This window comes from Variovorax sp. 01T432 (assembly GCF_056398605.1).
Map to the genome: position 1 here is coordinate 1 of NZ_JBFTPS010000075.1, position 26,318 is coordinate 26,318.

General features: G+C 68.3%; 24 protein-coding genes and 1 other RNA gene. 16 read left to right on the plus strand and 9 right to left on the minus strand.

What is annotated here, in order from left to right; genetic code table 11:
* Window positions 1–634 (plus strand): TorF family putative porin (locus AC1DNF_RS32465; RefSeq protein WP_478152778.1); only part of this gene is annotated, 634 nt, incomplete at its 5' end.
* Window positions 635–650: 16 nt separating this feature from the next.
* Here the strand turns inward: AC1DNF_RS32465 and AC1DNF_RS32470 are convergent.
* The 3 genes from AC1DNF_RS32470 to AC1DNF_RS32480 form a co-directional block, all read right to left on the minus strand.
* Window positions 651–1,751, minus strand: coding sequence for an NfeD family protein (locus AC1DNF_RS32470; RefSeq protein ID WP_478152779.1), 1,101 nt, complete (start codon window positions 1,749–1,751; stop codon window positions 651–653).
* Window positions 1,752–1,987: 236 nt separating this feature from the next.
* Window positions 1,988–2,764, minus strand: a complete 777-nt coding sequence (locus AC1DNF_RS32475) for a slipin family protein (RefSeq protein ID WP_478152801.1) — start codon at window positions 2,762–2,764, stop codon at window positions 1,988–1,990.
* Window positions 2,765–2,766: 2 nt separating this feature from the next.
* The gene (locus AC1DNF_RS32480; RefSeq protein ID WP_478152780.1) at window positions 2,767–4,155 is read right to left on the minus strand and encodes an NfeD family protein; all 1,389 of its coding nucleotides are present in this window, start codon (window positions 4,153–4,155) and stop codon (window positions 2,767–2,769) included.
* Between the two features lie 74 nt (window positions 4,156–4,229).
* On the opposite strand from AC1DNF_RS32480, the gene AC1DNF_RS32485 reads away from it, so the two are divergent.
* The 3 genes from AC1DNF_RS32485 to AC1DNF_RS32495 all read left to right on the plus strand — a co-directional run bounded on the left by AC1DNF_RS32485 (window position 4,230) and on the right by AC1DNF_RS32495 (window position 8,584).
* Entirely contained in the window at window positions 4,230–5,903 is a 1,674-nt protein-coding gene (locus AC1DNF_RS32485; protein ID WP_478152781.1) for an MBL fold metallo-hydrolase, read from the plus strand.
* Window positions 5,900–6,607: an RNA pseudouridine synthase gene (locus AC1DNF_RS32490; RefSeq protein ID WP_478152782.1), complete on the plus strand. Its 708-nt coding sequence runs from the start codon at window positions 5,900–5,902 to the stop codon at window positions 6,605–6,607. Before AC1DNF_RS32485 ends, AC1DNF_RS32490 begins: the two co-directional genes overlap by 4 nt.
* Window positions 6,608–7,129: 522 nt before the next feature.
* A complete protein-coding gene (locus AC1DNF_RS32495) occupies window positions 7,130–8,584 on the plus strand; it encodes an L-type lectin family protein (RefSeq protein ID WP_478152783.1) in 1,455 nt (484 codons plus the stop codon).
* Between the two features lie 165 nt (window positions 8,585–8,749).
* On the opposite strand, the gene rnpB is transcribed toward AC1DNF_RS32495, so the two are convergent.
* Window positions 8,750–9,088, minus strand: an RNA gene (gene rnpB, locus AC1DNF_RS32500) — RNase P RNA component class A.
* Between the two features lie 69 nt (window positions 9,089–9,157).
* Between rnpB and cysK the strand changes: the two genes are divergently transcribed.
* From cysK to AC1DNF_RS32530, 6 genes are all read left to right on the plus strand, one after another.
* Window positions 9,158–10,078, plus strand: coding sequence for a cysteine synthase A (gene cysK, locus AC1DNF_RS32505; RefSeq protein WP_478152784.1), 921 nt, complete (start codon window positions 9,158–9,160; stop codon window positions 10,076–10,078).
* 19 nt (window positions 10,079–10,097) lie between these two features.
* Window positions 10,098–10,784 (plus strand): response regulator, encoded by a 687-nt coding sequence (locus AC1DNF_RS32510; RefSeq protein ID WP_478152785.1) that lies wholly within the window; start codon window positions 10,098–10,100, stop codon window positions 10,782–10,784.
* Entirely contained in the window at window positions 10,777–12,324 is a 1,548-nt protein-coding gene (locus AC1DNF_RS32515) for a sensor histidine kinase (protein WP_478152786.1), read from the plus strand. Before AC1DNF_RS32510 ends, AC1DNF_RS32515 begins: the two co-directional genes overlap by 8 nt.
* Window positions 12,325–12,445: 121 nt before the next feature.
* Window positions 12,446–12,928: a tripartite tricarboxylate transporter TctB family protein gene (locus tag AC1DNF_RS32520; RefSeq protein ID WP_478152787.1), complete on the plus strand. Its 483-nt coding sequence runs from the start codon at window positions 12,446–12,448 to the stop codon at window positions 12,926–12,928.
* Between the two features lie 3 nt (window positions 12,929–12,931).
* Window positions 12,932–14,476 carry a tripartite tricarboxylate transporter permease gene (locus AC1DNF_RS32525; protein ID WP_478152788.1) on the plus strand — a complete coding sequence of 515 codons (1,545 nt, stop codon included), beginning with the start codon at window positions 12,932–12,934 and terminating at the stop codon, window positions 14,474–14,476.
* A 147-nt stretch (window positions 14,477–14,623) separates the two neighbouring features.
* Window positions 14,624–16,285, plus strand: coding sequence for an NAD(P)/FAD-dependent oxidoreductase (locus AC1DNF_RS32530; RefSeq protein ID WP_478152789.1), 1,662 nt, complete (start codon window positions 14,624–14,626; stop codon window positions 16,283–16,285).
* 45 nt (window positions 16,286–16,330) lie between these two features.
* Here AC1DNF_RS32530 and htpX read toward each other — a convergent pair whose 3' ends face one another.
* Together htpX and AC1DNF_RS32540 are read right to left on the minus strand one after the other, a co-directional pair.
* A complete protein-coding gene (htpX, locus tag AC1DNF_RS32535) occupies window positions 16,331–17,206 on the minus strand; it encodes a protease HtpX (protein WP_478152790.1) in 876 nt (291 codons plus the stop codon).
* Between the two features lie 189 nt (window positions 17,207–17,395).
* On the minus strand, window positions 17,396–18,172 hold the full coding sequence (locus AC1DNF_RS32540) for an IclR family transcriptional regulator domain-containing protein (protein ID WP_478152791.1): 777 nt from the start codon (window positions 18,170–18,172) through the stop codon (window positions 17,396–17,398).
* Window positions 18,173–18,254: 82 nt separating this feature from the next.
* Here AC1DNF_RS32540 and AC1DNF_RS32545 point away from each other — a divergent pair, with 82 nt between their 5' ends.
* Genes AC1DNF_RS32545 through AC1DNF_RS32565 form a run of 5 tightly spaced genes read left to right on the plus strand, consistent with a single transcriptional unit; the run spans window position 18,255 to window position 23,011 of the window.
* A complete protein-coding gene (locus AC1DNF_RS32545; protein WP_478152792.1) occupies window positions 18,255–19,226 on the plus strand; it encodes a Bug family tripartite tricarboxylate transporter substrate binding protein in 972 nt (323 codons plus the stop codon).
* 22 nt (window positions 19,227–19,248) lie between these two features.
* The gene (locus AC1DNF_RS32550) at window positions 19,249–20,493 is read left to right on the plus strand and encodes a Rieske 2Fe-2S domain-containing protein (RefSeq protein ID WP_478152793.1); all 1,245 of its coding nucleotides are present in this window, start codon (window positions 19,249–19,251) and stop codon (window positions 20,491–20,493) included.
* 30 nt (window positions 20,494–20,523) lie between these two features.
* The gene (locus AC1DNF_RS32555) at window positions 20,524–20,988 is read left to right on the plus strand and encodes an aromatic-ring-hydroxylating dioxygenase subunit beta (protein ID WP_478152794.1); all 465 of its coding nucleotides are present in this window, start codon (window positions 20,524–20,526) and stop codon (window positions 20,986–20,988) included.
* Window positions 20,989–20,996: 8 nt separating this feature from the next.
* Entirely contained in the window at window positions 20,997–21,980 is a 984-nt protein-coding gene (locus AC1DNF_RS32560; protein WP_478152795.1) for a PdxA family dehydrogenase, read from the plus strand.
* A complete protein-coding gene (locus tag AC1DNF_RS32565; RefSeq protein ID WP_478152796.1) occupies window positions 21,977–23,011 on the plus strand; it encodes a 2Fe-2S iron-sulfur cluster-binding protein in 1,035 nt (344 codons plus the stop codon). The genes AC1DNF_RS32560 and AC1DNF_RS32565 overlap by 4 nt, the downstream gene beginning before the upstream one ends.
* Here AC1DNF_RS32565 and AC1DNF_RS32570 read toward each other — a convergent pair.
* The 3 genes from AC1DNF_RS32570 to pyrC are packed head-to-tail and all read right to left on the minus strand — an operon-like array spanning window position 22,983 to window position 25,569.
* Window positions 22,983–23,762 carry a DUF3025 domain-containing protein gene (locus AC1DNF_RS32570; protein WP_478152797.1) on the minus strand — a complete coding sequence of 260 codons (780 nt, stop codon included), beginning with the start codon at window positions 23,760–23,762 and terminating at the stop codon, window positions 22,983–22,985. The genes AC1DNF_RS32565 and AC1DNF_RS32570 overlap by 29 nt on opposite strands.
* Complete coding sequence (locus AC1DNF_RS32575; protein WP_478152798.1) at window positions 23,759–24,526, minus strand: NYN domain-containing protein; 768 nt, start codon at window positions 24,524–24,526, stop codon at window positions 23,759–23,761. Before AC1DNF_RS32575 ends, AC1DNF_RS32570 begins: the two co-directional genes overlap by 4 nt.
* The gene (gene pyrC, locus AC1DNF_RS32580) at window positions 24,523–25,569 is read right to left on the minus strand and encodes a dihydroorotase (protein ID WP_478152799.1); all 1,047 of its coding nucleotides are present in this window, start codon (window positions 25,567–25,569) and stop codon (window positions 24,523–24,525) included. The genes AC1DNF_RS32575 and pyrC overlap by 4 nt, the downstream gene beginning before the upstream one ends.
* Before the next feature lie 128 nt (window positions 25,570–25,697).
* Between pyrC and AC1DNF_RS32585 the strand changes: the two genes are divergently transcribed.
* Complete coding sequence (locus AC1DNF_RS32585; protein WP_478152800.1) at window positions 25,698–26,105, plus strand: VOC family protein; 408 nt, start codon at window positions 25,698–25,700, stop codon at window positions 26,103–26,105.
* The last annotated feature ends 213 nt before the right edge of the window (window positions 26,106–26,318 follow it).

Below are 26,318 nucleotides of genomic sequence, written 5' to 3' on the forward strand. Positions count from 1 at the left end.
GACACGAGACACGAGCAAGAACAAGGCGTTCAAGCCCGCGATCCAGGGCGGCTTCGACTACGCCTTCGGCGAGACCGGCTGGTACATCGGCAACTGGAACTCCAGCGTCGACTGGCTGTCGGGCAACAGCATCGAAAGCGACCTTTACGGCGGCTATAAGTTCAAGGGCGCCGGCCTCGACTGGGATGTGGGCGTGCTCAGCTACGTCTACCCCGGCAACAGCAACGGCAACACCACCGAGCTGTATGGCGCCGGAACCTGGGGCCCGCTAACCCTCAAGTACTCGCACACCGTCTCCAATGACTACTTCGGAGCCGCGGGCTACAAGGCGGGCTCGGGCTTCAAGGGCCGCAACACCGGCTACCTGAACCTGGCCTATGCGCAGGAAATCGTTCCCAAGCTGACGCTCAAGGCCTCGGTCGGCTACACGCGCTTCGCCGGCGGCATCAAGGACTTCACCCTGGCGCAGACCGGCGTGGAAATCCCCAACTACGTGGACTACGGCCTCGGCGTCTCCTACGACTTCGGCAGCGGCGTGAGCCTGTACGGCGGCGTGCAGGGCGCCAACAAGAAGAGCTACTTCGGCGATATCAACAAGGCCCGCGCCATCGTCACGCTGACCAAGACGCTGTGATGGCGAGGCCGGTGGCTCAATGGCCGGCGGCCGGCTCCTGGCCCTCGGCGGCGACCTGCAATCCGAGGCCCTGCACGCGGGTGACGCGGATCCGTCGGCCTGCTTGCAGGTCTTCGGCGCCGTGCACGCGCCAGTAGTCGCCTTCGATCTCGGCCCAGCCCTCGCCGTCGGCGAACTCGACCAGTTCGCCTGTCAGGCCGATCAGGGTGGAGACGCCGCCGCTGGGCACGGGCCGCCGGCGCGCCCTGGCGGCCATGCGCGCCGGAACCAGGCTGAAGAAGGCCGCGACCACGCCGAGCAGGCCCGCGAGCCACAGCGGCACGCCGAAGCCGGGGACACTGTTGTCGATCAATTGCGCGGCGCCGACGGCGAAGGCGGCGATGCCCAGGACGACGGGCAGCCAGGACCTGGCGCGCACGAAGGCGGCGGTGACGAGCAGTGCCGCGCCGAGCAGGACCAGCCCGAGCGCCAGCAGGCTGACCGGCAAGGTCTGGAGGCCGAACAGCGCCAGCATCAGGCTCACGGCGCCGGCCACGCCCGGCACCGCGAAGCCGGGATTGAAGATGGCGAACAGGAGGCCGTAGATGCCGACCATGAGCAGGATCAGCGCCACGCTGGGCTCGGTGACCACTTCGAGCAGGTGGCTGCGCCAGTCTTCCTCGAATACCAGCACCTCGACGCCCTGCGTGGCCAGCCGCGCGGGGCGCGCGCCGACGAGGACTTCTTGCCCGTTGAGCTGCCGCAACAGATCGGAGACGTCCTGGGCGACGAGGGTGGCGGTCTTCCCTTCGGGCGGCGTTGGCGGTGCTGCCGCTGCCGGCGTCGATGTCGTGGCGCCGCCCCCGGAAGCCGGCGGCATCGCAACGATCTGGCCTGCGTGGAGGATGGCGGCACCGGCGCTGGCGCCGGCACCCTCACGGGACATGAAGACGGCAACCGGAACGGGCGACGCCTGGATGGCCTGGGCGATGCGATGCGCCGATGGGTCCAGCCCGCCGGGAGTGTCGATCTGAAGCACCGCGAGCTGGGCGTGTTCCCTGCGTGCCAGCGCGAGGCCGCGGCGCACGTGATCGGCGGAGGCCGGACCGATGGCGCCATCGAGTTCCAGCAGGACCACGATGCCGGGGCTTGCGGGAGTCGCTGCTGCGGGTTTTGCCGGCAACGCCTCAACGCTGGTCGCTCCCAACGCTTGAGCCAGGAGGACCAGCCCCATCAACCATGATCTGACGGACCCCATGCCGGGATTCTAGGCACGGCACGTGGGATTGTCACAACACGTTTCTGGCGGTGCGCCCCTGGCCGATGGGGGCGCGCTTCCATGGCGCAACCGCAGCACGCATGCCAACGCAAACCTCAGATGTCGCCCTTCTTGTTCATCCACTGCAGCAAGGGACCCATGATCTCCAGCGGCAGCGGAAACACAATGGTCGAATTCTTGTCCGCGGCGATCACGGTCAGCGTTTCCAGGTAGCGCAATTGAATCGCCTGCGGCTGCCGCCCCAGGATCTCCGCCGCCTCGGCCAGCTTGACCGAAGCCTGCAGCTCGCCTTCGGCGTGGATCACCTTGGCGCGCCGCTCGCGCTCGGCCTCTGCCTGCCGCGCGATGGCCCGCACCATGTTCTCGTTCAGGTCGACATGCTTGATCTCGACATTCGTCACCTTGATGCCCCAGGTGAATGTCTGCGCCTCGAGAATTTTCTGGATGTCGAGATTGAGGCGCTCGCGTTCCGACAGCAGGTCGTCGAGTTCATGCTTGCCGAGCACCGCGCGCAGCGTGGTCTGGGCGAGCTGGCTGGTGGCTTCGAGGTATTTTTCCACCTGGATGACCGCCTTCTCGGCATCGATGACCCGGAAGTAGAGCACCGCGTTCACCTTCACCGACACGTTATCGCGCGTGATCACGTCCTGGCTCGGGATGTCGAGCACCATCACCCGCAACCCGACCCGCACCATCTGCTGAATGCCCGGGATGAGAATCACCAGCCCCGGCCCCTTGACCTTCCAGAACCGACCGAGCTGGAACACCACCCCACGCTCGTACTCCCGCAGGATCCGCAGCGAAGACGCCGCGAGCATCAGCAGCAGGATCAAGAGCAGCGCCACAAGCGCAAGGCTGAAGTTGAAGAACATGGTCATGCCCCCGTTGCTGGTTCCGGGCCATCGGCGGCCACCTGCAGGATGAGGCCCTGCACACGCGTCACCCGGATGCGTCGGCCGGCGCGAAGTTCGTCCGCGCCGTGCACGCGCCAGTAGTCACCCTCGATCTGCGCCCACCCTTCTCCGCCCGAGAATTCGACCAGCTCGCCCGTCGAGCCGAGCAGGGTGGCCACCCCGCTCACCACCGGGCGGCGGCGCGCCTTGGCGGCCATGCCCGCCACCACGAGAATGAACGCGGCCGAGACGACGCTGATCACAGCGATCAGCCAGACAGGCACGCCGAAACCCGGCGCGTCGTTGTCGATCAGCAGCAAGGCGCCGAGCGCAAGCGCCGCAATGCCGCCCACGCCCAGCACGCCGAAACTCGGCAGGAAGGCCTCGGCAATGAGGAAGGCCACGCCCAGCAGGATCAGCGCCAGCCCGGCATAGCTGACCGGCAGCATCTGCAGGCCGAACAGCGCCAGCATCAGGCTGATCGCGCCCACCACGCCCGGCAGCACAAAGCCCGGACTCGAGAACTCGAACAGGATGCCGTAGACGCCGACCATCAACAGGATCAACGCCAGACTGGGGTCGGTGATCACCGACAACAGCCGGTTGCGCCAGTCGGCCTCGAAGACCAGCACCTGCGCGCGCCCCGTGGCCAGCCGCACAGTCCCCTGGCTCAGGCTCACCTCGCGCCCGTTCACTTGAGCCAGCAGATCCGAGACGTCCCGCGCGATCAAGGTGATGACGTTCTTCTGCAGCGCTTCCTGCGCCGAGAGGCTGACCGACTCGCGCACCGCCTGCTCGGCCCAGTCCGCATTGCGCCCGCGCAACTGGGCCAGGCTGCGGATGTAGGCCGATGCATCGGCCAACCGCTTGGCCGTCATGGGATCGGCCGCATGGCCGGCGTCTTTTTCCGCCGGCTGCGGCTTCTCCGCCGGCGCGCCGCCGGGCGACGGCATCCCGATCGCCACCGGCGTGGCCGCCCCGAGGTTGGAGGCCGGCGCCATGGCCGCGATATGGCTGGCGTAAAGAATGTAGGTCCCGGCGCTGGCGGCGCGGGCACCACTGGGCGCCACGAAGCTCGCCACCGGCACGGGAGAAGCGAGGATCTCCTTGATGATGCTTCGCATCGAGATGTCGAGCCCGCCAGGGGTGTCGATCTGGAGCACCGCGAGCTGCGCCCGCTCCCTGGCGGCCAGCGCCAGGCCGCGACGCACGTAGTCGGCCGAAGCCGGGCCGATGGCGCCGTCGAGCTGCATCAGGACCACCGTGGGGGGCGGCGCCGCGCCAGCCGCGGACATGGCTTCGGCGCCGGTCGCTCCCACTGCGTGAGCCGAGAGGACCAGTGCCATCAGCCATGTGCCGGCGAGCCTCATCGGCTCATTCTAGGAGTCCCGGGCGCCGGTGTCACACAGGATGGTACGGACCGAGCGGCCGATAATCGAGCCTCATGGTCCGCCCCACACAACTCCTCCATCCGCAGCGCGAACCCGCGCCGCTGTACCACGCCGCGACTGTTCTGCTGCTTCGCGACACGCCCGCGGGCGTCGAGGTCCTCATGACCCGGCGCTCGTCGACGGCGAGCTTCGCGCCCGGCGCCTATGTGTTCCCGGGTGGCCGCATCGATGAGGGCGACGCTGCGGCGCGCGCCATTGCGAAGCGCCGGCCGACGCAAGGCGACGCGCAGCTCACGCAAGCCATCGCCGCGATCCGCGAGAGCTTCGAGGAGCTCGGCGTGCTGCTGGCCCATCACGCCGACGGCCGGCCGGTGAGCGCCGAGGAAGTCGCGTCGATGGACCGCAGCACCGCGGCGAGCACCGTCGCCTTCGCCGAGCAGTGCGCCGCGCGCGGCCTGATGCTGTCAACGGACAAGGTCTTCACCTTCGCCCACTGGATCACGGATCGCGACCTGCCCAAGCGCTTCGACGTGCCTTTCCTGGTGGCGCGCATGCCTGAAGGCCAGTCGCCGACGGCGGACGAGACCGAGCAGTTCGAGCCCTGCTGGGTGCGGCCCGCCGACGCGCTGGCACGCCATGCGGCCGGCAACTTCTTCATGATCTTCCCCACGCTGCGCACGCTCGAACGCTTCGCCGCCTACGCGAACGTGGACGCCGTGCTCGAAGCCTGCGCCGGGCGCGGCGCCGGCGAAGGCCCGCTCTGGACCAGTTGCCCGCGCGCGGGACTGCTGCGCGGCAAGGAAGCGCGCTACATGGAGAGCGACTCGCCCTACGGCGAGCTGGCAATGGTCTGCCCCGACGGCCAGATCGTCCATCCGCTCGATTGGCAGAACGTGCATCCCGTGCCGCTTCTGAAGAACGTGCGGCGGCTGACCGCGGCCAATCCCAGTGCCATGACCGGCCCGGGCACCAACACCTACATCGTGGGCGACGCCAGCACGGGCTACATCGTCATCGACCCGGGTCCGGACGACGCGCAGCACATCGGCCGGCTCTTCCTCGCGACCGAAGGCGACATCCGGATGATCGTCTGCACGCATTCGCATCGCGACCATTCTCCCGGCGCGCTGCCCTTGCAGAAGCTGTGCGAGAGCGCCCCGCCCATCCTGGGCCTTCCTTCGGCGCCGACGGCCCGCGCCAACGCGCGCTTCGTGCCCGACCGCGCGTTGCGGGACCAGGAGCGCCTCGCGCTGGCATCGCGGGATGGCGACCCCGCGCACACCCACACGCTGCGCGTCATCCACACGCCCGGCCATGCCGCCAACCACCTCTGCCTGCTGCTGGAGGAAGACGGCCTGCTGTTCTCCGGCGACCACGTGCTCAACGGCAGCACCACGGTGGTCGACCCGCCGGACGGCAACATGGACGCCTACCTCGATTCGCTCGCCAGGCTCGACCTGAGCTGCGCCGAGGGCGGCGTGGAGTTCATCCTGCCCGCGCATGGCTACGTGCTGGGCGAGGCGCGCGCCGCCATCGCCCACCTGAAGGCCCACCGCCTGAAGCGCGAAGCCAAGATCGCCGAGGTGATGCGCAGGCTGCCCGACGGCAGCCCGGAGGACTGGCTGCCGCTCGCCTACGACGACGTGCCCGAGCGCATGTGGCCGGTGGCCGCGCGCTCGCTGGCCGCGCACATCGAGCGCATTCGGCAATCGGCCGCGAAGCCATGACGGGGACCGAAGAAGGCGTGCGCCTTTCCAAGCGAGTGGCCGCGCTCGCTGGGTGCTCGCGGCGCGAAGCCGAGCTGCTGATCGAAAACGGCGCCGTGCGCGTCGACGGCGAGCCGGCGGTGCTGCCGCAATCGCGCGTGCATGCGCACCAGCAGGTCGAGATCGAGGCCGGCGCCAAGCCCGAACCCGTGGTACCGGTCACGCTGCTGCTGCACAAGCCGGCGGGCATGCCGACCGAGAACGCCCATCGCCTGCTCGTCCCCGCCAACCACCACGAGCCCGAGCGCGCCGGCCTGCGCTTCCTGCCGCGCCACGTGGCCGCGCAACGCTGCATGACCCCACTCGAGACCGGCGCCAGCGGGCTGGTGGTCTTCACGCAGGAATGGCGCGTCGAGCGCAAGCTGCAGGAAGATGCGGGCATCCTTGAGAGCGAAGTCATGGTCGACGTCGCCGGTCCGGTCGGGCCCGAAGTGCTCGCGCGCCTCGAACGCTCTCCGGCGCGCGTCAGCATCGGCCAGCAGGCCGAGGGCCATACGGGCCTGCGCTTCGCGCTCAAGGGCGCGCGGCCGGGCCAGATCGCGCACATCTGCGACGACGCAGGCCTTCGCATCCTCGCGATGAAGCGCATTCGCATCGGCCGCGTGCCGCTCGCCGGCCTCTTGCCCCAGCAATGGCGCTACCTGCTGCCCAGCGAACGCTTCTGAAGCTCAGGCGCGCGGGCGTCGCACATCTGATGCACTTCTGACGCACGCCTCGCGGCGCCATTCGCGCACGGCGAGCATTCGCAAGGAATCGATGCGCGTCGAACCTCGCGATCGAACCCGATCCCGCCTCCGTGTCACAAACGGGTGACAAGAGCGCCTCTGCGTCAGGCTTGCGCTCATGCGAGCGCCGACAGCGCAACCCCCACGCTCCCCCTCGTCGCGCGCATTCGATGGCGTCAAGTCGCCGTTACAGATAACCCTTCTCAACCTGTCGACGAGGGACTCGAAAGACCGCGCGCAATTGCAGAGGAAATGGCCGCCTTGCGGTCTTCTCCTCTGAAAGCGAGTCGTGCACAGAAGATCGAATGCGATTCGCATTGAAGTTGCTCATTCATATGCGACTTGCTGTCACGCAGTTCAATTGCACGATTTATCACAATGAATTAAGGAAATATCAATTAAAGACAAATCTTGACGACCGGAAACAATGACTTCTTCATCAATCTCAACCCAGGACGAATCATGACTCAGACGCACGCACATTACCCCGCGCGCCGGCTTGCGCGCATGGCATTGACTGCCGGATTGATAGCCTCGGCACTGATAGTGGCATGGAGCCCGCAAGCCCATGCCCAGGCCGGCGCGCAAACCATCGAGGGTGTCTGCACCGATGCCAAGACCGCTCCAGACTGGACGATCTCAGGCTCTCGCTATGGCAATCCAATGACGCCAACGACCGATGGGAGCGGCTGGCTGCGACTGGCCCCTCATATCGACGCGGTGCTCGGCCAGGTGCAAGCGAACGCCAAGTTGGCATCCGGGGTTCCGATTCGGGTGGAACTCGACTATCTGATGTGGGGCGGCCAGTACGACGGCCTGGCCATCTACTTCGCCGATGCGAGCGCGGCAGCTGCCGGCCAGGGCGGCGAGCCGGGTGGTGGCCTGGGCTACTGCGGCATGACGGGCGCCTATCTGGGGGTCGCACTTGACGAAGGCGGCAACTTCTCGAACCACTACTGCGGCATCGGCCGCCTCCATTTGCCGGGTCCGCAGGAGGGGACCGCCGTCACCGGCACCGGCGTTCATGGCAACGCGGCCGCGGTGCGCGGCCCGCAGGCTGACAAGTATCCGTACGTCGCCAGCGTATCCTTGAACGACTCGAAGGAGATCTGCTTCACCTGCACCGATCGCAGCAAGGCGAGCGCGGCATCCGTGCGCCACGTGGTGCTCGACATGAAGCCGCGTGCCTCCGCCAGCTCCGGCTATGTGCTGAACCTGACGGTGAACGGCCGGGAGATCCTCAAGAACGTGGACTTCGCCTATGCGCCGCCGGCGGAACTCCTGATGGGGCTTGCCGCCACCAACGGGGCGGGCGGGGCCAACCATGAGGTTCGCAATCTCAAATTGACGGTCGCGGGCTCCGTGACCGCGACCAACTGCCTGAACGGCGTCGGCCCGGACGGCAGGTGCCTGCGCTCCACGAACAACATCAAGGACTGGAACGTCTTCGCGAACGTCGGCGCCATGCGCGGCCTCACGGCACCGCCGGAGCTGGTGGATGGCGACCTGGTGCAGAAGGGCTGGGACGGCACTGCCCCCTGGACAGCGACAGCCCCGACGCTGGCCTCCGGCGAATGCATACAGATCGGGCCACAGTCGCGCTTCGGCACGCCCGTGACGGCCAACCAGATCATCGTCGTGTCGCGGCAGGATGATCCGGCGAACGCCATCGACCCCTCGCCCACCACGACATTCACCAAGTATGGCGCGGTGGACTTCAAGGTGGAGTACACGCCCCAGGGAAGCGTGGTCGCCCAGCTGATCCCCGGTGGCGATGTCAAGGGCAACGACAAGGTCATGCGCGTCTTCGACTTGCCGAAGACCGAGCAGATCGTGAATGCCTCCGTGACCATCTGCAAGACCGCCGACAACAATACGTCGCCATTGACCGAGATCCTGGTCTGGGAAAAGCCATAGCCTGGTCTTCATTGCGGAAGCACCAGCTGGCCGGCCGGTCGCCACGAGCAGGCGACCGGCCGCCCCTTGGCGATTTCAAGCGGGGCCGCCGCGCCCGGCCGCCCCCGGCAGGGGGAAGGCGAAGCGACACGAAGTGTCGCGCAGCCTGGGGGCGAGCCCAATTTAGTGTGAAGCGCGCCGATAAGCCGGATTCTGTGCGTTGAAGCTCTCTTGCGAGGGCGCCAACGTGACCGCCATTACTCTGGGCCGTTCGTCGCCGAACGGCTCGGTGCCACCTACCCGCCAGCTCTGCGGAACCACATCGACGCTGGCTTACTTGGTGTTGCTGCGCGCAGAGATTGCCCGTTTCACCCGGCCGGGGTCGCCCCCGGCCGACTCGTCTCTGTTGCTCTGATCCTCACCTCGCGGTGGAGAGTCGTTAACTCCTGCGCTGTCCTGTGCAGTCCGGACGTTCCTCCAGTGCGCTCTTTCGAGACTTGCACCAGCGGCGGTCTGGCGTGCTTCACCCGGCGATTATCGCCACAATGGCGTTCCCCGATTCCTCATCACCCGAATCCGCCCCAAGGAGAACGCATGAAAGCCGACAACATCCTGCAGACCATCGGCAGGACGCCGCACATCCGCATCCAGCGTCTGTTCGGCCACGCCACGCAGCAGGTGTGGATCAAATCCGAGCGCGCCAATCCCGGCGGCTCCATCAAGGACCGCATCGCGCTGTCGATGGTCGAGGACGCGGAGCGATCGGGCGCGCTGAAGCCCGGCGGCACGATCGTGGAGCCGACCTCCGGCAATACCGGCATCGGCCTCGCGATGGTCGCCGCCGTCAAGGGCTACAAGCTCATTCTGGTGATGCCCGACAGCATGTCGGTCGAACGGCGCCGGTTGATGCTCGCCTACGGCGCGAGCTTCGACCTCACGCCCCGCGAGAAGGGCATGAAGGGCTCCATCGCGCGGGCCGAGGAAATCGTCGCCGGCACGGCCGGCGCATGGATGCCGCAACAGTTCAACAACCCGGCCAACATCGACGTGCACATGCGCACCACGGCCGAGGAGATCGCGGCCGATTTTCCGGACGGCATCGACGTGCTGATCACCGGCGTGGGCACCGGTGGCCACATCACCGGCTGCGCGCGGGTCCTCAAGAAGAAGTGGCCCAAGCTCAAGGTGTTCGCGGTCGAGCCCGTGGCCTCGCCCGTGATCTCCGGCGGCAGCCCGTCGCCGCATCCGATCCAGGGCATCGGCGCGGGTTTCATCCCGAAGAATCTCGACACCGCGTTGCTCGACGGCGTGATCCAGGTCGATGCCGAGCCCTCGCGCGAGATGGCGCGCCGCTGCGCGACCGAGGAAGGCATGCTGGTGGGCATCTCCTCCGGCGCCACGCTGGCCGCCATTGCGCAGAAGCTTCCGGAACTGGCGGCCGACGCGGTCGTCCTGGGCTTCAACTACGACACCGGCGAACGCTATCTCTCGGTCGACGGCTTCCTGCCGGCCTGAGTCCGAGGCCTCACACGAGATGCGCATTCTCCTGGTCGAAGACGAAGCCGAACTGGCCGCATGGCTGGCCCGTGCGCTGAAGCAGAGCGGCTTCGTGCCTGATCACGCGCCCGACGCGCGCACGGCCGAGGCGCTGCTGGCCGCCAATGCCTACGACGCGGTCGTGCTCGACCTGCGCCTGCCCGATCGGCACGGCCTGACGGTGCTCGCCGGCATGCGCGACGCGGGCGACCGCACGCCGGTGCTGGTGCTCACCGCCGAGGGCTCGCTGCAGGACAAGGTGCGCGGCTTCAGCAAGGGCGCCGACGACTTCCTGACCAAGCCCTTCGCGATCGAGGAACTGGAGGCGCGGCTGACGGCGCTGGTGCGGCGCAGCCTCGGCCGCCAGCAGCCCACGCTGCGCTGCGGCTCGCTCGCCTACGACGGAGAGAGCCATGCGTTCACGCTGGACAACACGCTGCTGGCCCTGACGCCGCGCGAGCACGCGGCCCTCACCGCCCTGCTGCTGCGCAGCGGCAAGCCGGTCGGCAAGCCGCTGCTGTCGGACAAGGTGTTCCCGCACGACAGCGATGTCGGGCCGGCCGCGATCGAACTTGTCCTGCACCGGCTGCGCCGCAAGCTTGCAGACAGCGACGTGCGGATCGTGACGGTACGTGGCCTGGGGTACATGCTCTCCAGCGTCCTGTCGCCGTCGGCCCATGGCTGAGCATCGGCGCCTGGGCATCCGCACTCTGTTGCTGGCGATGCTGCTGCCCGGCATCGTCGCGCTGCTGGCCATCGACGCCTGGAGCGACTTCCGGTCCATCTCGCGGGTGGTCGTCGATGCCTACGACCAGGTGCTGATCGAACCGGTGCAGGCGCTCGACGACAGCATCACGCTGGACGCCAACGGGGCGCTTCGCATCGCCTCGGAGTTCTCGGTGCGCTCGATGTTCGAATCCACGCGAGCGCGCAACAAGCACCTGCACGTGGGCTTCAGGCCGGTCACGACGGCGGGCGCCGCGCCCGCGCCCGAGCAGACGCTGGTCGGGGTCGACGACCTGCCCCCGCCGCCGCCGGGCCGCGACGGCACGCCCGTGTTCTACGACGCCACCTACCGCGGCTATCCGGTGCGCATCGCGGCCTTGCGCCGCACCGTGCAGGTCAGCGACACGCAGGCGTACCAGGTGCTGAGCCAGGCCGCCGAGGGCATCGCGTTTCGCGAGCAGGCATTGGCCGATTCGTGGCACCGGGCGTTGTGGAACGACGCTCGCCTGATCGTCGTGATGGTCGGGCTGGTGTGGCTGGGCGTGGCGCTCGCCCTGCGACCGCTGCAGCGCCTGAGCAGATCGCTCGCGGCCCGCGCGCCCAACGACCTCGAGCCGATCGACGCGGGCGACGTGCCCCCGGAGGTGTCGCCGCTGGTCGAGGCGGTGAACCACCACATCGCCAACCACAGGCTCCTGCTGGCCGAGCAATCCCGCTTCCTCGCCGATGCGTCCCATCAGCTGCGCACCCCGCTGGCTATCATGCTCACGCAGGCGGGCTATGCGGTGCGTGAGCGCGATGCCGGCCCGATGCGCGAGACGCTGCACGCGATCATCGCGCAGCTGGTGCGAGCCAAACGCCTGAGCGAGCAGCTGCTGTCGCTCGCGCATGCGACCGAGGCCACGGAAGCGAGCGCCCCGACGCTGACCGATCTCAACGCAGTGGCCCGCGAGGTGGTACTGCAACACCTGCCGCTGGCCCACGAGAAGGACCTCGATCTCGGCTGGGTCGACGCGCGCGGCGAGGCGGCGGCCGACGAGCTCGACGACGAGCGCGCGGACGCATCGGTCCTGGTCGCGCCGGTCGCGGCCAATGCCGTCGAGCTGCACGAGGCGCTGTCGAACCTCGTGCACAACGCCATCAAGTACACGCCAGCGGGCGGCCGCGTCACGGTCTCCGTTCGGCTCCATGGCACATCGGTGGAGGCCGCGGTGTGCGACACCGGCCCGGGCATTCCGCCGGCCCTGCGCACCGCCGCCTTCGGGCGCTTCCACCGCGCCGACGACGCGCCCGGACGCAAGGGCGCCGGCCTCGGGCTGGCCATTGCGGATGCCTACGCGCGGCGCAATGGCGGCGTGATCGAATTGAGCGACGCCCCGCCTCAGGAGGGTCCGAATGACGGCGATTCCGGCGGTCTGTGCGCCACGTTGCGGCTTCCGCTCGCGGGCGCCGACGCTGTACGTGATAACACGTATTTTGAGGCTCCAGGCTCGCACTGAAAGCAGATTGGAAGGCTCGATTCCTAGACTGCCCCTCCGCTTGACGCGCACCCCGCGCGCCACGAAGGAGACACATGACACGCCTGAACCGGCACCCCAAGCACCTCTCGAAAGGGCCGCAATGAAGCCCTCCTCGAAATTCAACAAAGACTATTACGGGGGTGCCTTGATGGTGCTCATCGGCATGATCGCCGCCTACGCCGGCTTCGGCTACAAGACCGGCACCCCCAGCCACATGGGGCCCGGCTTCTTCCCGGTGTCCATCGGCATCCTGCTGGCCATCAGCGGCCTGTTGATCGTGCTCACGGCGCGCAGCGACACCGCCGGTCCGGCACCCGGCGCGGGGCATGGCCACGGCAAGGGCCTGCCTGACCTGCGCGGCGGCATCTGCATCATCCTGAGCGTGCTGGCCTTCCTGCTGTTCGGCGTCTACGGCGGCCTCGTGCCCGCGACCTTCGCCATCGTCTTCATCTCGGCGCTGGGCGATCGCACCAACACGGTCGTCCAGGCCATCCTGCTCGCGCTGGGCATGTGCGCCGTCGCTGTCATCGTGTTTTGGTGGGCGCTGCAGCTGCAGCTTCCGCTGTTCCAGTGGGGAGTCTGATCCATGTCCCAATCTCTCCACGATCTCTGGTTCGGCTTCGGCGTCGCCTTCCAGGGCACCAACCTGATGTGGTCGTTCTTCGGCGTGCTCGTCGGCAACCTCATCGGTGTGCTGCCCGGCATGGGCGCGCTGTCGGCGATCTCCATCCTGCTGCCGCTCACCTACGTGATGCATCCGGTCCCCGCCATCCTGATGCTGGCCGGCATTTTCTACGGCTCGCAGTACGGCGGCGCGATCGGCGCGATCCTGCTCAACCTGCCCTCCCATCCACCGCATGCGGTGACCTGTCTCGACGGGTATCCGATGACACGGGCGGGGAAAGGCGGGACGGCGCTGGGCATCACGATGATCTCGTCCTTCTTCGCGGCCTCGTTCGGCATCCTGGTGATGATCTTCGCCTCGCCGCTGCTGGTGGCGGTGGCCTTCAAGTTCGGGCCGGCGGAGATCTTCTCGATCATGCTGCTGGGCCTGCTGGCCGGTTCTACCATGTCGCGCGGCTCGCCGCTCAAGGGCGTGGCGATGACGCTGTTCGGCCTGCTGTGCGGCGTGGTCGGCACCGACGTCAATACGGGGAGTTTCCGCTTCTCGTTCGGGGTGCCTGAGCTGAGCGACGGGCTGGAGCTTGTCGCCATCGCGATGGGCCTGTTCGGCGTGGCCGACTTCCTGCTGAATGTGAACCGCATGGCGGTGATCAACACCAACGCCAAGCTGCGCATCCGCGACATGCGGCCCAGCATGGCCGAGCTCAAGGAAGCCTTCTGGCCGATGGTGCGCGGCACCCTGGTGGGGACGGTCTTCGGCGCGATGCCGGGCACGGGCCCGACGATCACCACCTTCATCGCCTATGCGCTGGAGCGCAAGGTGTCGAAGACGCCCGAGAAGTTCGGCACCGGCATGATCGCCGGCGTGGCGAGCCCCGAGGCCTCGTCGCACTCGAAGACGCAGGTCGACTTCATCCCGACGATGAGCCTGGGCATTCCGGGCGACGCGGTGATGGCGCTGATCCTGGGCGCGCTGATGATCCAGGGCATCACGCCCGGCCCGCAGCTGATCACCGAGCATCCGGACATCTTCTGGGGCTTGATCGCGAGCTTCTGGATCGGCAACGTGCTGTTGATCGTCCTGAACGTGCCGCTGATCGGCGTGTGGGTGAAGATGCTGCAGGTGCCTTACCGCTACCTGTTCCCCTCGGCCATGTTCTTCATCGCGGTGGGCGTGTTCAGTACCCAGAATAGTTTGTTCCAGATCTGGGAAGTGCTGGCCTTCGGGGTGATCGGCGCGATCCTGATCACGCTCGACTTCTCGGTGGCGCCGATTCTGCTGGGCTTCGTGCTCGGGCCGATGGTGGAGGAGAACTTCCGGCGCGCGATGCTGCTGTCGCGCGGCGACGTGACCGTCTTCGTGCAGCGTCCGATCAGCTGTGCCTTCGTGATTCTGTCGGCGATGCTGCTGGTGGGCGTGACCTGGTCCAGCTGGCGCGGGCGAACGCTCAGGAAGCTGGAAGCCAAGACCGACTCGCTGGGCATGGAGACGGCCGCGGACGTCTGAACCGCAGCGGCCCGGAGCCTGACGCCCGGTGCCCTTGTCCTGTGCCCCTTCGGGGGCGTCGGGGCGGGGCACCGGGCGTTTTCATTGGGAGGCTAAACTCTCGCTCCCGGCTGAAGCCAACTGCCCGATAAACACGGGCCGCCAGCGATGATCCGCGTTTCCGAAATCAAACTCCCGCTCGACCACGACGGTGCGGCGCTTCCCGCGGCCATCGCGGCGGCGCTCGACGTGCCCGTCGCCGCCCTGGCCGACCACACGGTCTTCAAGCGCAGCTTCGACGCCCGCAAGCCCCAGTTGCTGCGCGTCTACATCGTCGATGTCACGCTGACCGACCCCGCGCTCGAAGCCGCGCTGCTCGCGAGAGTGGCGGGGCATCCGCACATCGGCCCGACCCCCGACATGGCGTGGCGCGCCCCCGCGCGGGCGCCGGCCGGACTGGCGCTTCGGCCCGTGGTGGTCGGCTTCGGCCCCTGCGGCATCTTCTGTGCGCTGCTGCTCGCGCAGATGGGCTTCAGGCCCATCGTGCTGGAACGCGGCAAGACCGTGCGCCAGCGCACCCGCGACACCTGGGGCCTCTGGCGCAAGAGCGTGCTGAACCCCGAGTCGAACGTGCAGTTCGGCGAAGGCGGCGCCGGCACCTTCTCCGACGGCAAGCTCTACAGCCAGATCAAGGACCCGCGCTTCCTCGGCCGCAAGGTGATGGAGGAATTCGTCAAGGCCGGCGCACCACCCGAGATTCTCTATGTCGCGCACCCGCACATCGGCACCTTCAAGCTGGTGAAGGTGGTCGAGAACATGCGCGCGCAGATCGTCGCGCTGGGCGGCGAAATCCGCTTCGAGCAGCGCGTGACCGACGTGCTGATCGAGGAAGGGCCGCTAGGCAGGCAGCTGCGCGGCCTGAGCGTGCGCGACCAGCGCACCGGCGAGACGAGCGAACTGCGCGCCGACCACGTCGTGATGGCGCTCGGCCACAGCGCGCGCGACACTTTCGAGATGCTGCATGCGCGCGGCGTCCATATCGAGGCCAAGCCTTTCTCCATCGGCTTTCGCGTGGAGCACCCGCAGGGCCTCATCGACCGCGCGCGCTGGGGCCGGCACGCCGGTCATCCGCTGCTGGGCGCGGCCGATTACAAGCTGGTGCACCACGCCAGCAACGGCCGCTCGGTCTACAGCTTCTGCATGTGCCCAGGCGGCACCGTCGTGGCCGCGACCAGCGAGCCCGGGCGCGTCGTGACCAACGGCATGAGCCAGTACTCGCGCAACGAGCGCAACGCGAATGCCGGCATCGTGGTGGGCATCGATCCGCGCGACTATCCCGGCTGGGGCGAAGGCCGCACGGGCAGCGCACTCGCCGGCATCGAGCTGCAGCGCGCGCTGGAGTCCAACGCCTTCGTGCTTGGCGGTGGCGACTACCGAGCGCCAGGCCAGCTCGTCGGCGACTTCGTCGCCGGCAAGCCCTCCACCGCGCTCGGCAGCGTCGAGCCTTCGTACAAGCCGGGCGTCACGCCCGGCGACCTGCGCGCCGCCCTGCCCGCCTACGCCGTCGAAGCGATGCGCGAGGCCTTCCCGGCCTTCGGCCGCAAGATCAAGGGCTTCGACCTGCACGACGCCGTGCTGACCGGCGTCGAGACGCGCACTTCCTCGCCCATCCGCATCACGCGCGGCGAGGATCTGCAGAGCCTCAACGTGCGCGGTCTCTACCCGGCAGGGGAAGGTGCGAGCTACGCGGGCGGCATCCTGTCCGCGGGCGTGGACGGCATCAAGGTGGCGGAAGCGGTGGCGCGCGGCGTGCTCGCGCGTCACGCCTAAGAATAAAGCCGCCCGAAGGCGGCTTTCATCGGATCTTCCGGCAGATCAGCCCTGCGCGTTCTGCAGCGCGGCGATGCGCTCCTCGATCGGCGGATGCGTGGCAAACAGCTTGCCGATGCCGCCCGTGATGCCCATGGCCTCGACCGCCTTCGGCAGCTCACCCGCCGGCAAACCACCCAGCCGCGCCAGCGCGTTCATCATCGGCTGCTTGCGGCCCATGAGCTGCGCGGAGCCGGCGTCGGCGCGGAACTCCCGATGGCGCGAGAACCAGGCCACCACGATCGCGGCGGCGAAGCCGAGCACGATATCCAGCACCAGCGTGGTCAGCATGTAGCCGATGCCGGGGCCCGAGGAGCGGTCGTCGCCACGGCGCAGGAAGCCGTCGACCGCATAGCCGATCACTCGCGACAGGAACACGACGAAGGTGTTCATCACGCCCTGGATCAGCGTCATGGTGACCATGTCGCCGTTGGCCACGTGGGCGATCTCGTGGCCGATCACGGCCTCGACTTCCTCGCGCGTCATGTTGGCGAGCAGCCCGGTCGACACCGCGACCAGCGACGAGTTCTTGAAGGCGCCGGTGGCGAAGGCATTGGGCTCGCCCTCGAAGATGCCGACCTCGGGCATGCCGATGTTGGCTTTCTCGGCGAACTTGCGAACTGTCTGCACGATCCAGGCCTCGTCGGGCGACTGCGGGTCGTTGATGATGCGCACGCCCGCCGTCCACTTGGCCATGGGCTTGCTGATGAGCAGCGAGATGATCGCGCCGCCGAAGCCCATGACCAGCGCAAAGCCCAGCAGCGAGCCGAGGTTGAGGCCGTTGGCCGTGAGGTAGCGGTTGACGCCGAGCAGGCTCGCGACCACGCCGAGCACCGCGACCACCAGGACATTGGTCAGGACGAACAGAAGGATGCGTTTCAAATCGATTTCTCCGTGAGGACAGACGATGGCCCGCCCTCGCGCGCAAATGAGGGCCGCCACCATGGTTTCAAGCGAAGGAGCGCGGTGACCGGGAGTTGTTGTGCGTTCTGGGGTCCCGCGCGCAAGGGGACAGAGCCATGATAGAAGCAAAAGTTCAGGCCACCGGGGACGACCCGCCGCGCACGCGGGTCAAAATTCGGGATAGAGCCGCCCCGCCAGCGTGTTGCGCGCCTTCAGCAGCGAGGGCAGGAAGGCGTCGCGGAATTCGACGAACTCCATCCGCTCCACGCGCACCGCGATGCTCATGCCGGCCACCACCACCCCGCTGCGGTCGTGGACCGGCACGGCCATCGAGCGCACGCCCAGTTCGAGTTCCCCGTCGTTGCCGGCGTAGCCCTCCTCGCGGCAGCGAGCGATCAGGTCCAGCACCTCGTCGGCCTCGAACACGGTGCGCGGCGTCAGCGCGCGGCGCGGCATGGCCCGTACGCGCGCTTCAGCCTCCTGCGGCGGCAGGCTCGCCAGCAGCACGCGTCCCAGTGCCGAGCAGTAGGCCGGCAGGCGCGAGCCGATGCCCAGCCCCGTGCTCAGGCTGCGCCGGGCGGTCGAGCGCGCGATGATGATGGCGTCGTCGTCGAGCAGCTTGCCGAGCGAGGCCGATTCGCGTGTGCGCTCCGACAAGGCATCCAGCAGGGGCTGCGCCAGCGAGGGCGTGGGGCGAGACGACAGGTAGGCGTGCGCGACCAGCAGCGCCTTGGGCATCATCCAGAAGCGCTTGCCGTCGCTCTCGAGGTAGCCGAGTGCCTGCAGGGTCAGCAGCGAGCGCCGCGCCGAGGCCGGCGAACCCTGCGTGAGGCGCGCGACCTCCGACACCGTGAGCCGGCTGTGCTGGCGCCCGAAGCAGGTCAGCACCTCCAGCCCCTTCCGGAGCGAGGCGACGAAATTCTTGTCCGGTTCGTTTTTGCGCATAGCGCAAATCTAGCTTGTTTGCATTGACCTGGGACAACAAACTCGGCGAACCTTGATGAACGACAGACCACGGAGACAACCCATGTTTCGAACCTTCGCCCGACGCCTGGGCATCGCCTGCCTTGCCGCGACCTGCCTGATCGGCGCCGCCTCGGCACAGAGCAATGCCAAGCCGCTGCGGATCATCGTGCCCTTTCCGGCAGGCGGCACCGCCGACATTCTTCCGCGGGTGCTGGCCGAGAAGCTGCGCGGCGCCTTTCCGGCCGGCGTGGTGATCGAGAACCGCACGGGCGCGGGCGGCAACATCGGCGCCGAGATCGTGTTCCATGCCGACCCGGATGGCGACACCTTGCTGGCATCGCCGCCGGCGCCGATCGCGATCAACCAGTTCCTCTACCGCAAGCTCAGCTTCGATCCGACGAAGTGGGTGCCCGTCACCGTCATCGCGACGGTGCCGAACGTGCTGGTGGTGAACCCGAAGCTGCCGGTGCACAACGTGCCCGAACTCATCGCCTATCTGAAGGCGAACCCCGGCAAGCTCAGCTACGGCTCGCAAGGCAACGGCACCACCTCGCACCTGACGGCCAGCATGTTCATGCAGCTCACGGGCACCGAGATGGTCCATGTGCCCTACAAGGGCACGGCGCCCGCGCTGGTCGACCTGATCGGCGGGCAGATCGATGTGTTCTTCGACAACCTGAGTTCCTCGCTGAACTTCCACCGCAGCGGCAAGCTGCGCATCCTGGCGGTCGCCGACGAGCATCGCTCGTCCGCGCTGCCCGACGTGCCCACCTTCGCAGAGCAGAAGCTGCCCGCCATGAACGCCGTGACCTGGTTCGCCGTGGTCGCGCCGCCCGGCACGCCCGCGGCCAAGGTCGCGTCGACGCAGAAGGCCATTGCCGCCGCGCTCGCGACGCCGGAGGTCAGGCAGAAGTTCGCCGAACAAGGCGCCGAGCCGCGCGGCTGGGATGCCGCGCAGACAGGCCAGTTCATCCAGGCCGAATCGGCCAAATGGAACAAGGTCATCAAGAGCGCCAATGTGACCCTCGACTGAAGACAGCACAGCACACAACGCCATGCACAACGACACCGCACCCCAGCCGATCCATTGGACCGGCCCCGGCCTGACGCGCGTTCCCTTCGCGGTCTACAGCGACACGCGGCTCGCCGCCGACGAGCAGGACCGCATCTTCCGCGGCGAGACCTGGAACTACCTCTGCCTCGAAGCCGAGTTGCCCGACAGCGGCAGCTACCGCACCACCTTCGCCGGCGAGACGCCGGTGGTCGTCGTGCGCGACGGGGACGGCGAGATCTATGCCTTCGAGAACCGCTGCGCGCACCGCGGCGCGCTGATCGCGCTCGAGAAGTCGGGCCGCGCCGAGAACTTCCAGTGCGTCTACCACGCATGGAGCTACAACCGCCAGGGCGACCTGACGGGCGTCGCCTTCGAGAAGGGCGTCAAGGGCCAGGGCGGCATGCCGGCCGACTTCTGCAAGGAGGCGCACGGCCCGCGAAAGATGCGCATCGCGACCTTCCGCGGGCTGGTGTTCGGCAGCTTCAGCGAGGATGTTCCAGGCATCGAGGAATACCTGGGCGACGAGATCTGCGAGCGCATCGAGCGTGTGCTGCACAAGCCGGTGGAAGTCATCGGCCGCTTCACGCAGGCGCTGCCGAACAACTGGAAGCTCTACGTGGAGAATGTGAAGGACAGCTACCACGCGAGCCTGCTGCATCTCTTCTTCACCACCTTCGAGCTGAACAAGCTTTCGCAGAAGGGCGGCGTGATTGTCGACGAGAGCGGCGGCCACCACGTGAGCTACTCGATGATCGACCCGTCGGCGGAGAAGGACGCCACGTACAAGGAGCAGGCCCTGCGCTCGGACAACGACCGCTATCGGCTGAAGGACCCGAGCGTGCTCGCGGGCTTCAAGGAATACGACGACGGCATCACGCTGCAGATTCTCTCGGTGTTCCCGGGCTTCGTGCTGCAGCAGATCCAGAACTGCCTGGCCGTGCGGCAGGTGCTGCCCAAGGGTGTGGCGCGCACCGAGCTGAACTGGACCTACCTCGGCTACACCGACGACACGCCGGAGCAGCGCCTGGTGCGGCTCAAGCAGTCGAACCTGGTCGGCCCGGCCGGCTTCATCTCGATGGAGGACGGCGCGGTCGGCGGCTTCGTGCAGCGCGGCATCGCCGGCGCGCACGACCAGGAAGCCATCATCGAGATGGGCGGCGGCGGCGCCACGTCGAGCGAGGGGCGCGCCACCGAGGCTTCGGTGCGCGGCTTCTGGAAGGCCTACCGCCGGCACATGGGCGTCTGAGCGCAACGACCACGCAAGAAAGCACCCACCATGATCGACCTGCTGGCGCTCTGCGCCTTCAACGCGGCCTATGCCGATGCCATCGACAGCGATGCGCTCGAGCAATGGCCAGGCTTTTTCACCGAAGACTGCCACTACCGCATCACCCACATCGAGAACGAGCGCGAAGGCCTGCCGGCAGGCATCGTCTACGCCGACTCGCGCGCGATGCTGGAAGACCGCATCGCCGCCCTGCGCGAGGCCAACATCTACGAGCGGCAGCGCTACCGCCACCTGCTGGGCGTGCCGCTGGTGCTGAGGGCCGACGCCGACGCCGCCGAGGCGCGCACGCCGTTCATCGTCGCCCGCATCATGGCGACCGGGGAGACCGAAGTGTTTGCCACCGGGGTCTACCAGGACCGCTTCGTGCGCCAGGACGGCGGCCTGCGCCTGCAATCGCGCGTGGCGGTGTGCGACAGCACCGTGACCGACACGCTGCTCGCGCTGCCGCTGTGAGCGCACGCATGCCGACCGCCCTTCCATCGTCCCGGCGCCTGGCCCTTGCCGCTGGCGATCCGAACGGCATCGGTCCGGAGATCGCGCTCAAGGCGCTCGTCTCGCTGCCCGCGCGGGAGCGCGAGCGCATCACCTTGTTCGGGCCGCGCAGCGTGCTGGAGCGCACTGCGTCCCAGCTGGGTTTCGAGGCGCTGCTGCCCGGGCTGCGCATCGTCGACGCGGGCGAGCTCGCGCCCTCGGCCGCGCGGCCGGGGGTCGTCGACGCCGCGGCCGGCGCATCGGCCGTGGCTTCGGCGACGGCCGCCATCGAGGCCTGCCGGCGCGGCGAAGTCGATGCTGTCGTCGCCTGCCCGCACCATGAGACCGCGATCCACCAGGCCGGCATCGCCTTCAGCGGCTACCCCTCGCTGGTCGCGCGCGTATGCGGTGTGCCGCAGGACAGCGTCTTCCTGATGCTCGTCGGCGGCGGCTTGCGCATCGTGCATGCGACGCTGCACGAGAGCGTGCGCACGGCACTGGGCCGGCTCACGCCCGAACTGGTGAGCGCGGCAGTGCGGGCCGGCGCCAGGGCTTGCGCGCTGCTGGGCGTGCCCGATCCGGCCATCGGCGTCTTCGGCATCAATCCGCACGCCTCCGAGGGCGGGCTGTTCGGGCCGGAAGATGCCGCCGTCGTCGAGCCGGCCGTCCGGGGACTGCGCGCCGAAGGTTTTCGCGTCGACGGTCCGCAGGGCGCCGACATGCTGCTCTCGCAGCGGCGGCACGACCTCTATGTGGCGATGCTGCACGACCAGGGCCACATCCCCATCAAGCTGCTCGCGCCGAACGCCGCGAGCGCGCTCAGCATCGGCGCCGAGGTGCTGCTGTCGAGCGTCGGACATGGCAGCGCGATGGACATCGCCGGACGCGGCATCGCCGACGCGGGCGCCGTGCTGCGCACCATCGCGCTGCTGTCCGGCGCGCAACAACCACACTCAGGAGAAGTGACGCCATGAACCACCGCGTCGCCATCGCGGGCAGCGACATCGCCTTCGATTGCGCCTCCACCGAATCCGTTCTCGACGCCGCCCTGCGTGCCGGGATCGAGCTGCCCTACTCCTGCCGCAAGGGCGTCTGCGGCAACTGCGCCGGCGGCATCGCCGATGGCGAGGTCGTCGGACTCAATGGGGCATCGATGCGTAACGAAAGCTGCCTGCCGGACCAGGTGCTCTTGTGCATGTGCGCGCCGCGCACGGACCTGGCGATCGCGCCGGTCTCCTGGCATCGGGTGGACCCGAGCGCACGCAAGCGCTTCAAGGCCAAGGTCTTTCGCAACGAGCTCGCGGCACCCGACGTCTCGGTGCTGCAACTGCGCCTGCCCGCCGGTCAGCGCGCCAGGTTTCACGCCGGACAGTATCTCCAGCTCGACGTGGGCGACGGCAGTACGCGCTGCTACTCGATGGCCAACGCGCCGCACGAAAGCGACGCGGTGACGCTGCACATCCGACACGTGCCGGGCGGCGCCTTCAGCGCCCGCGTGCCCTGCCTGCGGCAGGGCGAGCTGCTGGACATCGAACTGCCCTTCGGCGCCGTGGCGCTGGACGCCTCATCGACCCGCCCGATCGTGTTCGTGGCCGGGGGCACCGGCTTCGCACCCGTCAAGTCGATCATCGACGACATGGCGAGGCGCCGCGTCGAACGGCCCATCACGCTGGTCTGGGGCGCGCGGCGCTCGGACGGCATCTACATGCGCGCGGCGGTGGCGAAGTGGCAGAAGCAATGGCCGGGCTTTCGCTTCATCGCCGCACTGAGCGAGGAAGCGGGCGACGACGCCTTCGCCGGCCGGGTGGACGAAGCGCTCGCGGCGCACTGCCCCGCGCTGGCCGGACACGAGCTCTACTGCTGCGGCTCGCCCGGCATGGTCAACGCGCTGCGCGACATGGCCGTGCGGCGCTGCGGCCTGGAGGCGAGCCGCTTCCATGCGGACGTGTTCGTGGACGGCCCGTCCCTCGACGCCGTCAATCCGGCGCCGGCCGTGGCGGCCTGAAGACTTCCGCGTCGGCGTAGAAAGCTGGCGCTTCGTTCGGCGGCCACCACCCTGGAACGCCGAGCACAGGCAGCGGCGCGAAGGGCTTGGTGGCGAGGTGCGCCGGGTTCAGCGCGCGCGCGATGGCGGCGTCGTCGACCGCGATCGACCGGCCCCGGCCCGAATCTGGCGCGCACAGCACGTGCGCGGTGGCCGCCTTGCGCGGTGCCGCCAGCTTCTCGAGCAGGGCGTGGCCGAACACGAGCAAGCGCGCGTCGCGCCACAGCGCGCGCTCGGTGACGAAGAGGCGCTGCCAGTCGCGCGCGAAAAGCGCCTCCCACAACGCGGCCGGCGCATCGAGGACGGCGCCGTTCTCGTCGAAGAGCGTGAGAGCATCGCGCAGCGGCCCGCGCGTCGCGCCGACCCCGGCGCGCGCGATCTCCGCGGCCTGCAGCTCGTTGAGACGCCGCTTGGCCCGAGGAAAGCGCAGCCAGACGAATCCGTTGAAGAGATCGTGGAGGTTGTCGCGGCTAGGAACGCAGCCGGTGCGATAGATGAAGGCCTCATAGGCCTCGCCTGCCGGCATGCGCTGCGCCGGAACGAAACTCGGCGTGCCGGTGCGCGGATCCCCGAGCGGGAACTCGCCCGACAAGGCGCGCGCCACGCTCGAGCCTCGCGCGAGCGCCGCGCCGGCCTTCGCCGCCCCGTCCGTATACGGGGCAAGCCAAGGCCTTGCCGTGTCGATGGACCCCAGCGGCCCGACGGAGCTCACGACGCCATGGGGCCGACGTACTGCACCTTGTTCGGTGTCTTCTCCGGCGTCAGCAGGAACAGCTCGGGGTATTTCTTGAAGAGCTTCGGGGAGCTTGCACTCCTGCCCAGCAGCTGCGCGGCGCGCAGCCCTTCGGCCGCGTGGTTCAGCTCGACCTTGCCCCCGGCGGTGAGTTCGGGAATCGCTTCGAGGATGCGCATGGCGTCGTCCGGCAGCACGGGCGCACGCGGCGCGGGCGCGACGGCAGGCTCGGCCTTCGTGCGCCGGGGCGCGCGCGCGGCGCGCTTGGCGGCCACCTTGGCGGCCGACTTGGGCGCGGGTTCGACCGCGGCCTTCGCGGAATGATGCTGAAGATCGACAAAGCTGTCGTAGACCGCAACGGTGTCCTCGCCCGTCTTGCCTCGCTGACCGATGCCGCACACGCGGCAGCCCTTCTCGCGCAGGCGGATCACGAGCGGCGCGAAGTCGGAGTCGGAAGACACCAGCACGACGATGTCCGGCCGCTCGGAGATCATGAGATCCATGGCGTCGACCGCGAGCGCGATGTCGGTGCTGTTCTTGCCGGCCGACAGGTTGACCATCGGCCGTACCGACAGCCGCTTGAACAAGGCCTGCTGCTTCATCGCCGTCTCGGCATTGCAGTAGGCACGGCGCACGTGTACCGCGCCATGCTCCTGCATCGTGCGTTGCAGGGCCTGCTCGATCACATCGGCCGAGACGTTGTCGGCGTCGATCAGCAGCATCACGCACGGAGTGGGGGTCATGTGAGTTTCCATGCGACGGTTTCACCGCCGCGCAAGGGTTTGAGGATCGCTTCGCCATAGGGCACGGTCTCCGGCACTGTCCAGCTCTCGCGCCGCAGTGTCACCGTGCCGGTGTTTCGAGGCAAGCCGTAGAAATCGGCGCCGTGGAAGCTCGCGAAGGCTTCGAGCTTGTCGAGCGCGCCGGCGTTGTCGAATGCCTCGGCGTACAGCTCCAGCGCTGTGAGCGCGGTGTAGCAGCCGGCGCAGCCCAGCGCGTGCTCCTTGAGGTGGGCGGGATGCGGTGCGCTGTCGGTGCCGAGGAAGAAGCGGTCGCTGCCGCTGGTGGCGGCTTCGACCAGCGCCACGCGGTGCGTCTCGCGCTTGAGCACCGGCAGGCAGTAGTAGTGCGGGCGGATACCGCCGGCGAAGATGGCGTTGCGGTTGTAGAGCAGGTGGTGAGCGGTGATGGTGGCGGCCGTGAAGCGGTCGGCGTCGCGCACGTACTGGGCGCCCTCCCGGGTCGTCAGGTGCTCGAACACCACCTTGAGTTCGGGGAAGTCGCGGCGCAGCGGGATCATCACGCGATCGATGAACACGGCCTCGCGGTCGAAGAGGTCGACCGCCGGATCGGTCACCTCGCCATGCACGAGCAGCAGCAGGCCATGCTTCTGCATCGCCTCCAGCGTGGCGTAGGTGTTGCGGATGTCGGTGACGCCGGCGTCGCTGTTGGTGGTGGCGCCGGCGGGGTAGAGCTTGAGCGCGCGCACGCCCGCGGCGGCGGCGGGCTCGATCTCCTCGGCGGGCAGGTTGTCGGTGAGGTAGAGCGACATCACCGGCTCGAACCGCAGGCCGGCCGGCACGGCGGCGCGAATGCGCTCGCGGTAGTCGATGGCCTGGCCGGTGGTGGTGACCGGCGGGCGCAGGTTGGGCATGATCAGCGCGCGGGCGAACTGGCGGGCCGAATGCGGCACCACGGCTTCGAGCGCGGCGCCGTCGCGGACATGCAGGTGCCAATCGTCGGGGCGGGTGATCGTGAGGGAGTCGGCGGAGCTGGAGCTTGTCATGACGAGGATTGTCCCATTGCTGCGTGGGCAGGGAAGTCGCTCCGATGCGGCTCCTCGTCCCTGGCGCCGGGAGGTTCTACACTTTCCGGCAGCATGTCCACGTCCGATCGAAGGAGGCCTTGCGCGCCATGATCCAGATCCGCGAAATCGACCACCTTGTCCTGCGCGTCATCGATCTTGACCGCATGCTGGCCTTCTACCGTGATGTGCTCGGCTGCACGGTCGAACGCAGGCAGGACGCCATCGGCCTGGTGCAGCTTCGCGCCGGGCGCTCTCTGATCGATCTGGTGCCCGTGGACGGTCCCCTCGGCCGAGCCGGTGGCGCACCGCCCGGGAAGGAAGGCCGCAACCTCGACCACTTCTGCTTCCGCGTCGAGCCTTTCGACGAGGTCGACATCAGGCGTCACATGGCGCAGAACAAGGTCGAGGCGGGCGAAGCCGCCACCCGCTACGGCGCGGAGGGCGAGGGACCCTCCATCTACATTGCCGACCCGGAAGGCAATGTCGTGGAACTCAAGGGCCCGCCGGGCGCCTGATCCGGACGAAAAAAAACGGCCCGCACGAAGCGGGCCGTTTCACTCACGCCTTACAGCGACTGCGGCCTCAGGGCACGTTGGCCGTCGAGAGCTGGAACGGCTTGCCCGGCAGGGCCAGGGCGCCGCCGTACTCGATGGCGGTCGAGCCCGTCGGCTGCACCGCGCAACCGTTGGGTTGCGGGCAGGAGCCGCCGTCCGCGAACACCACCGGAC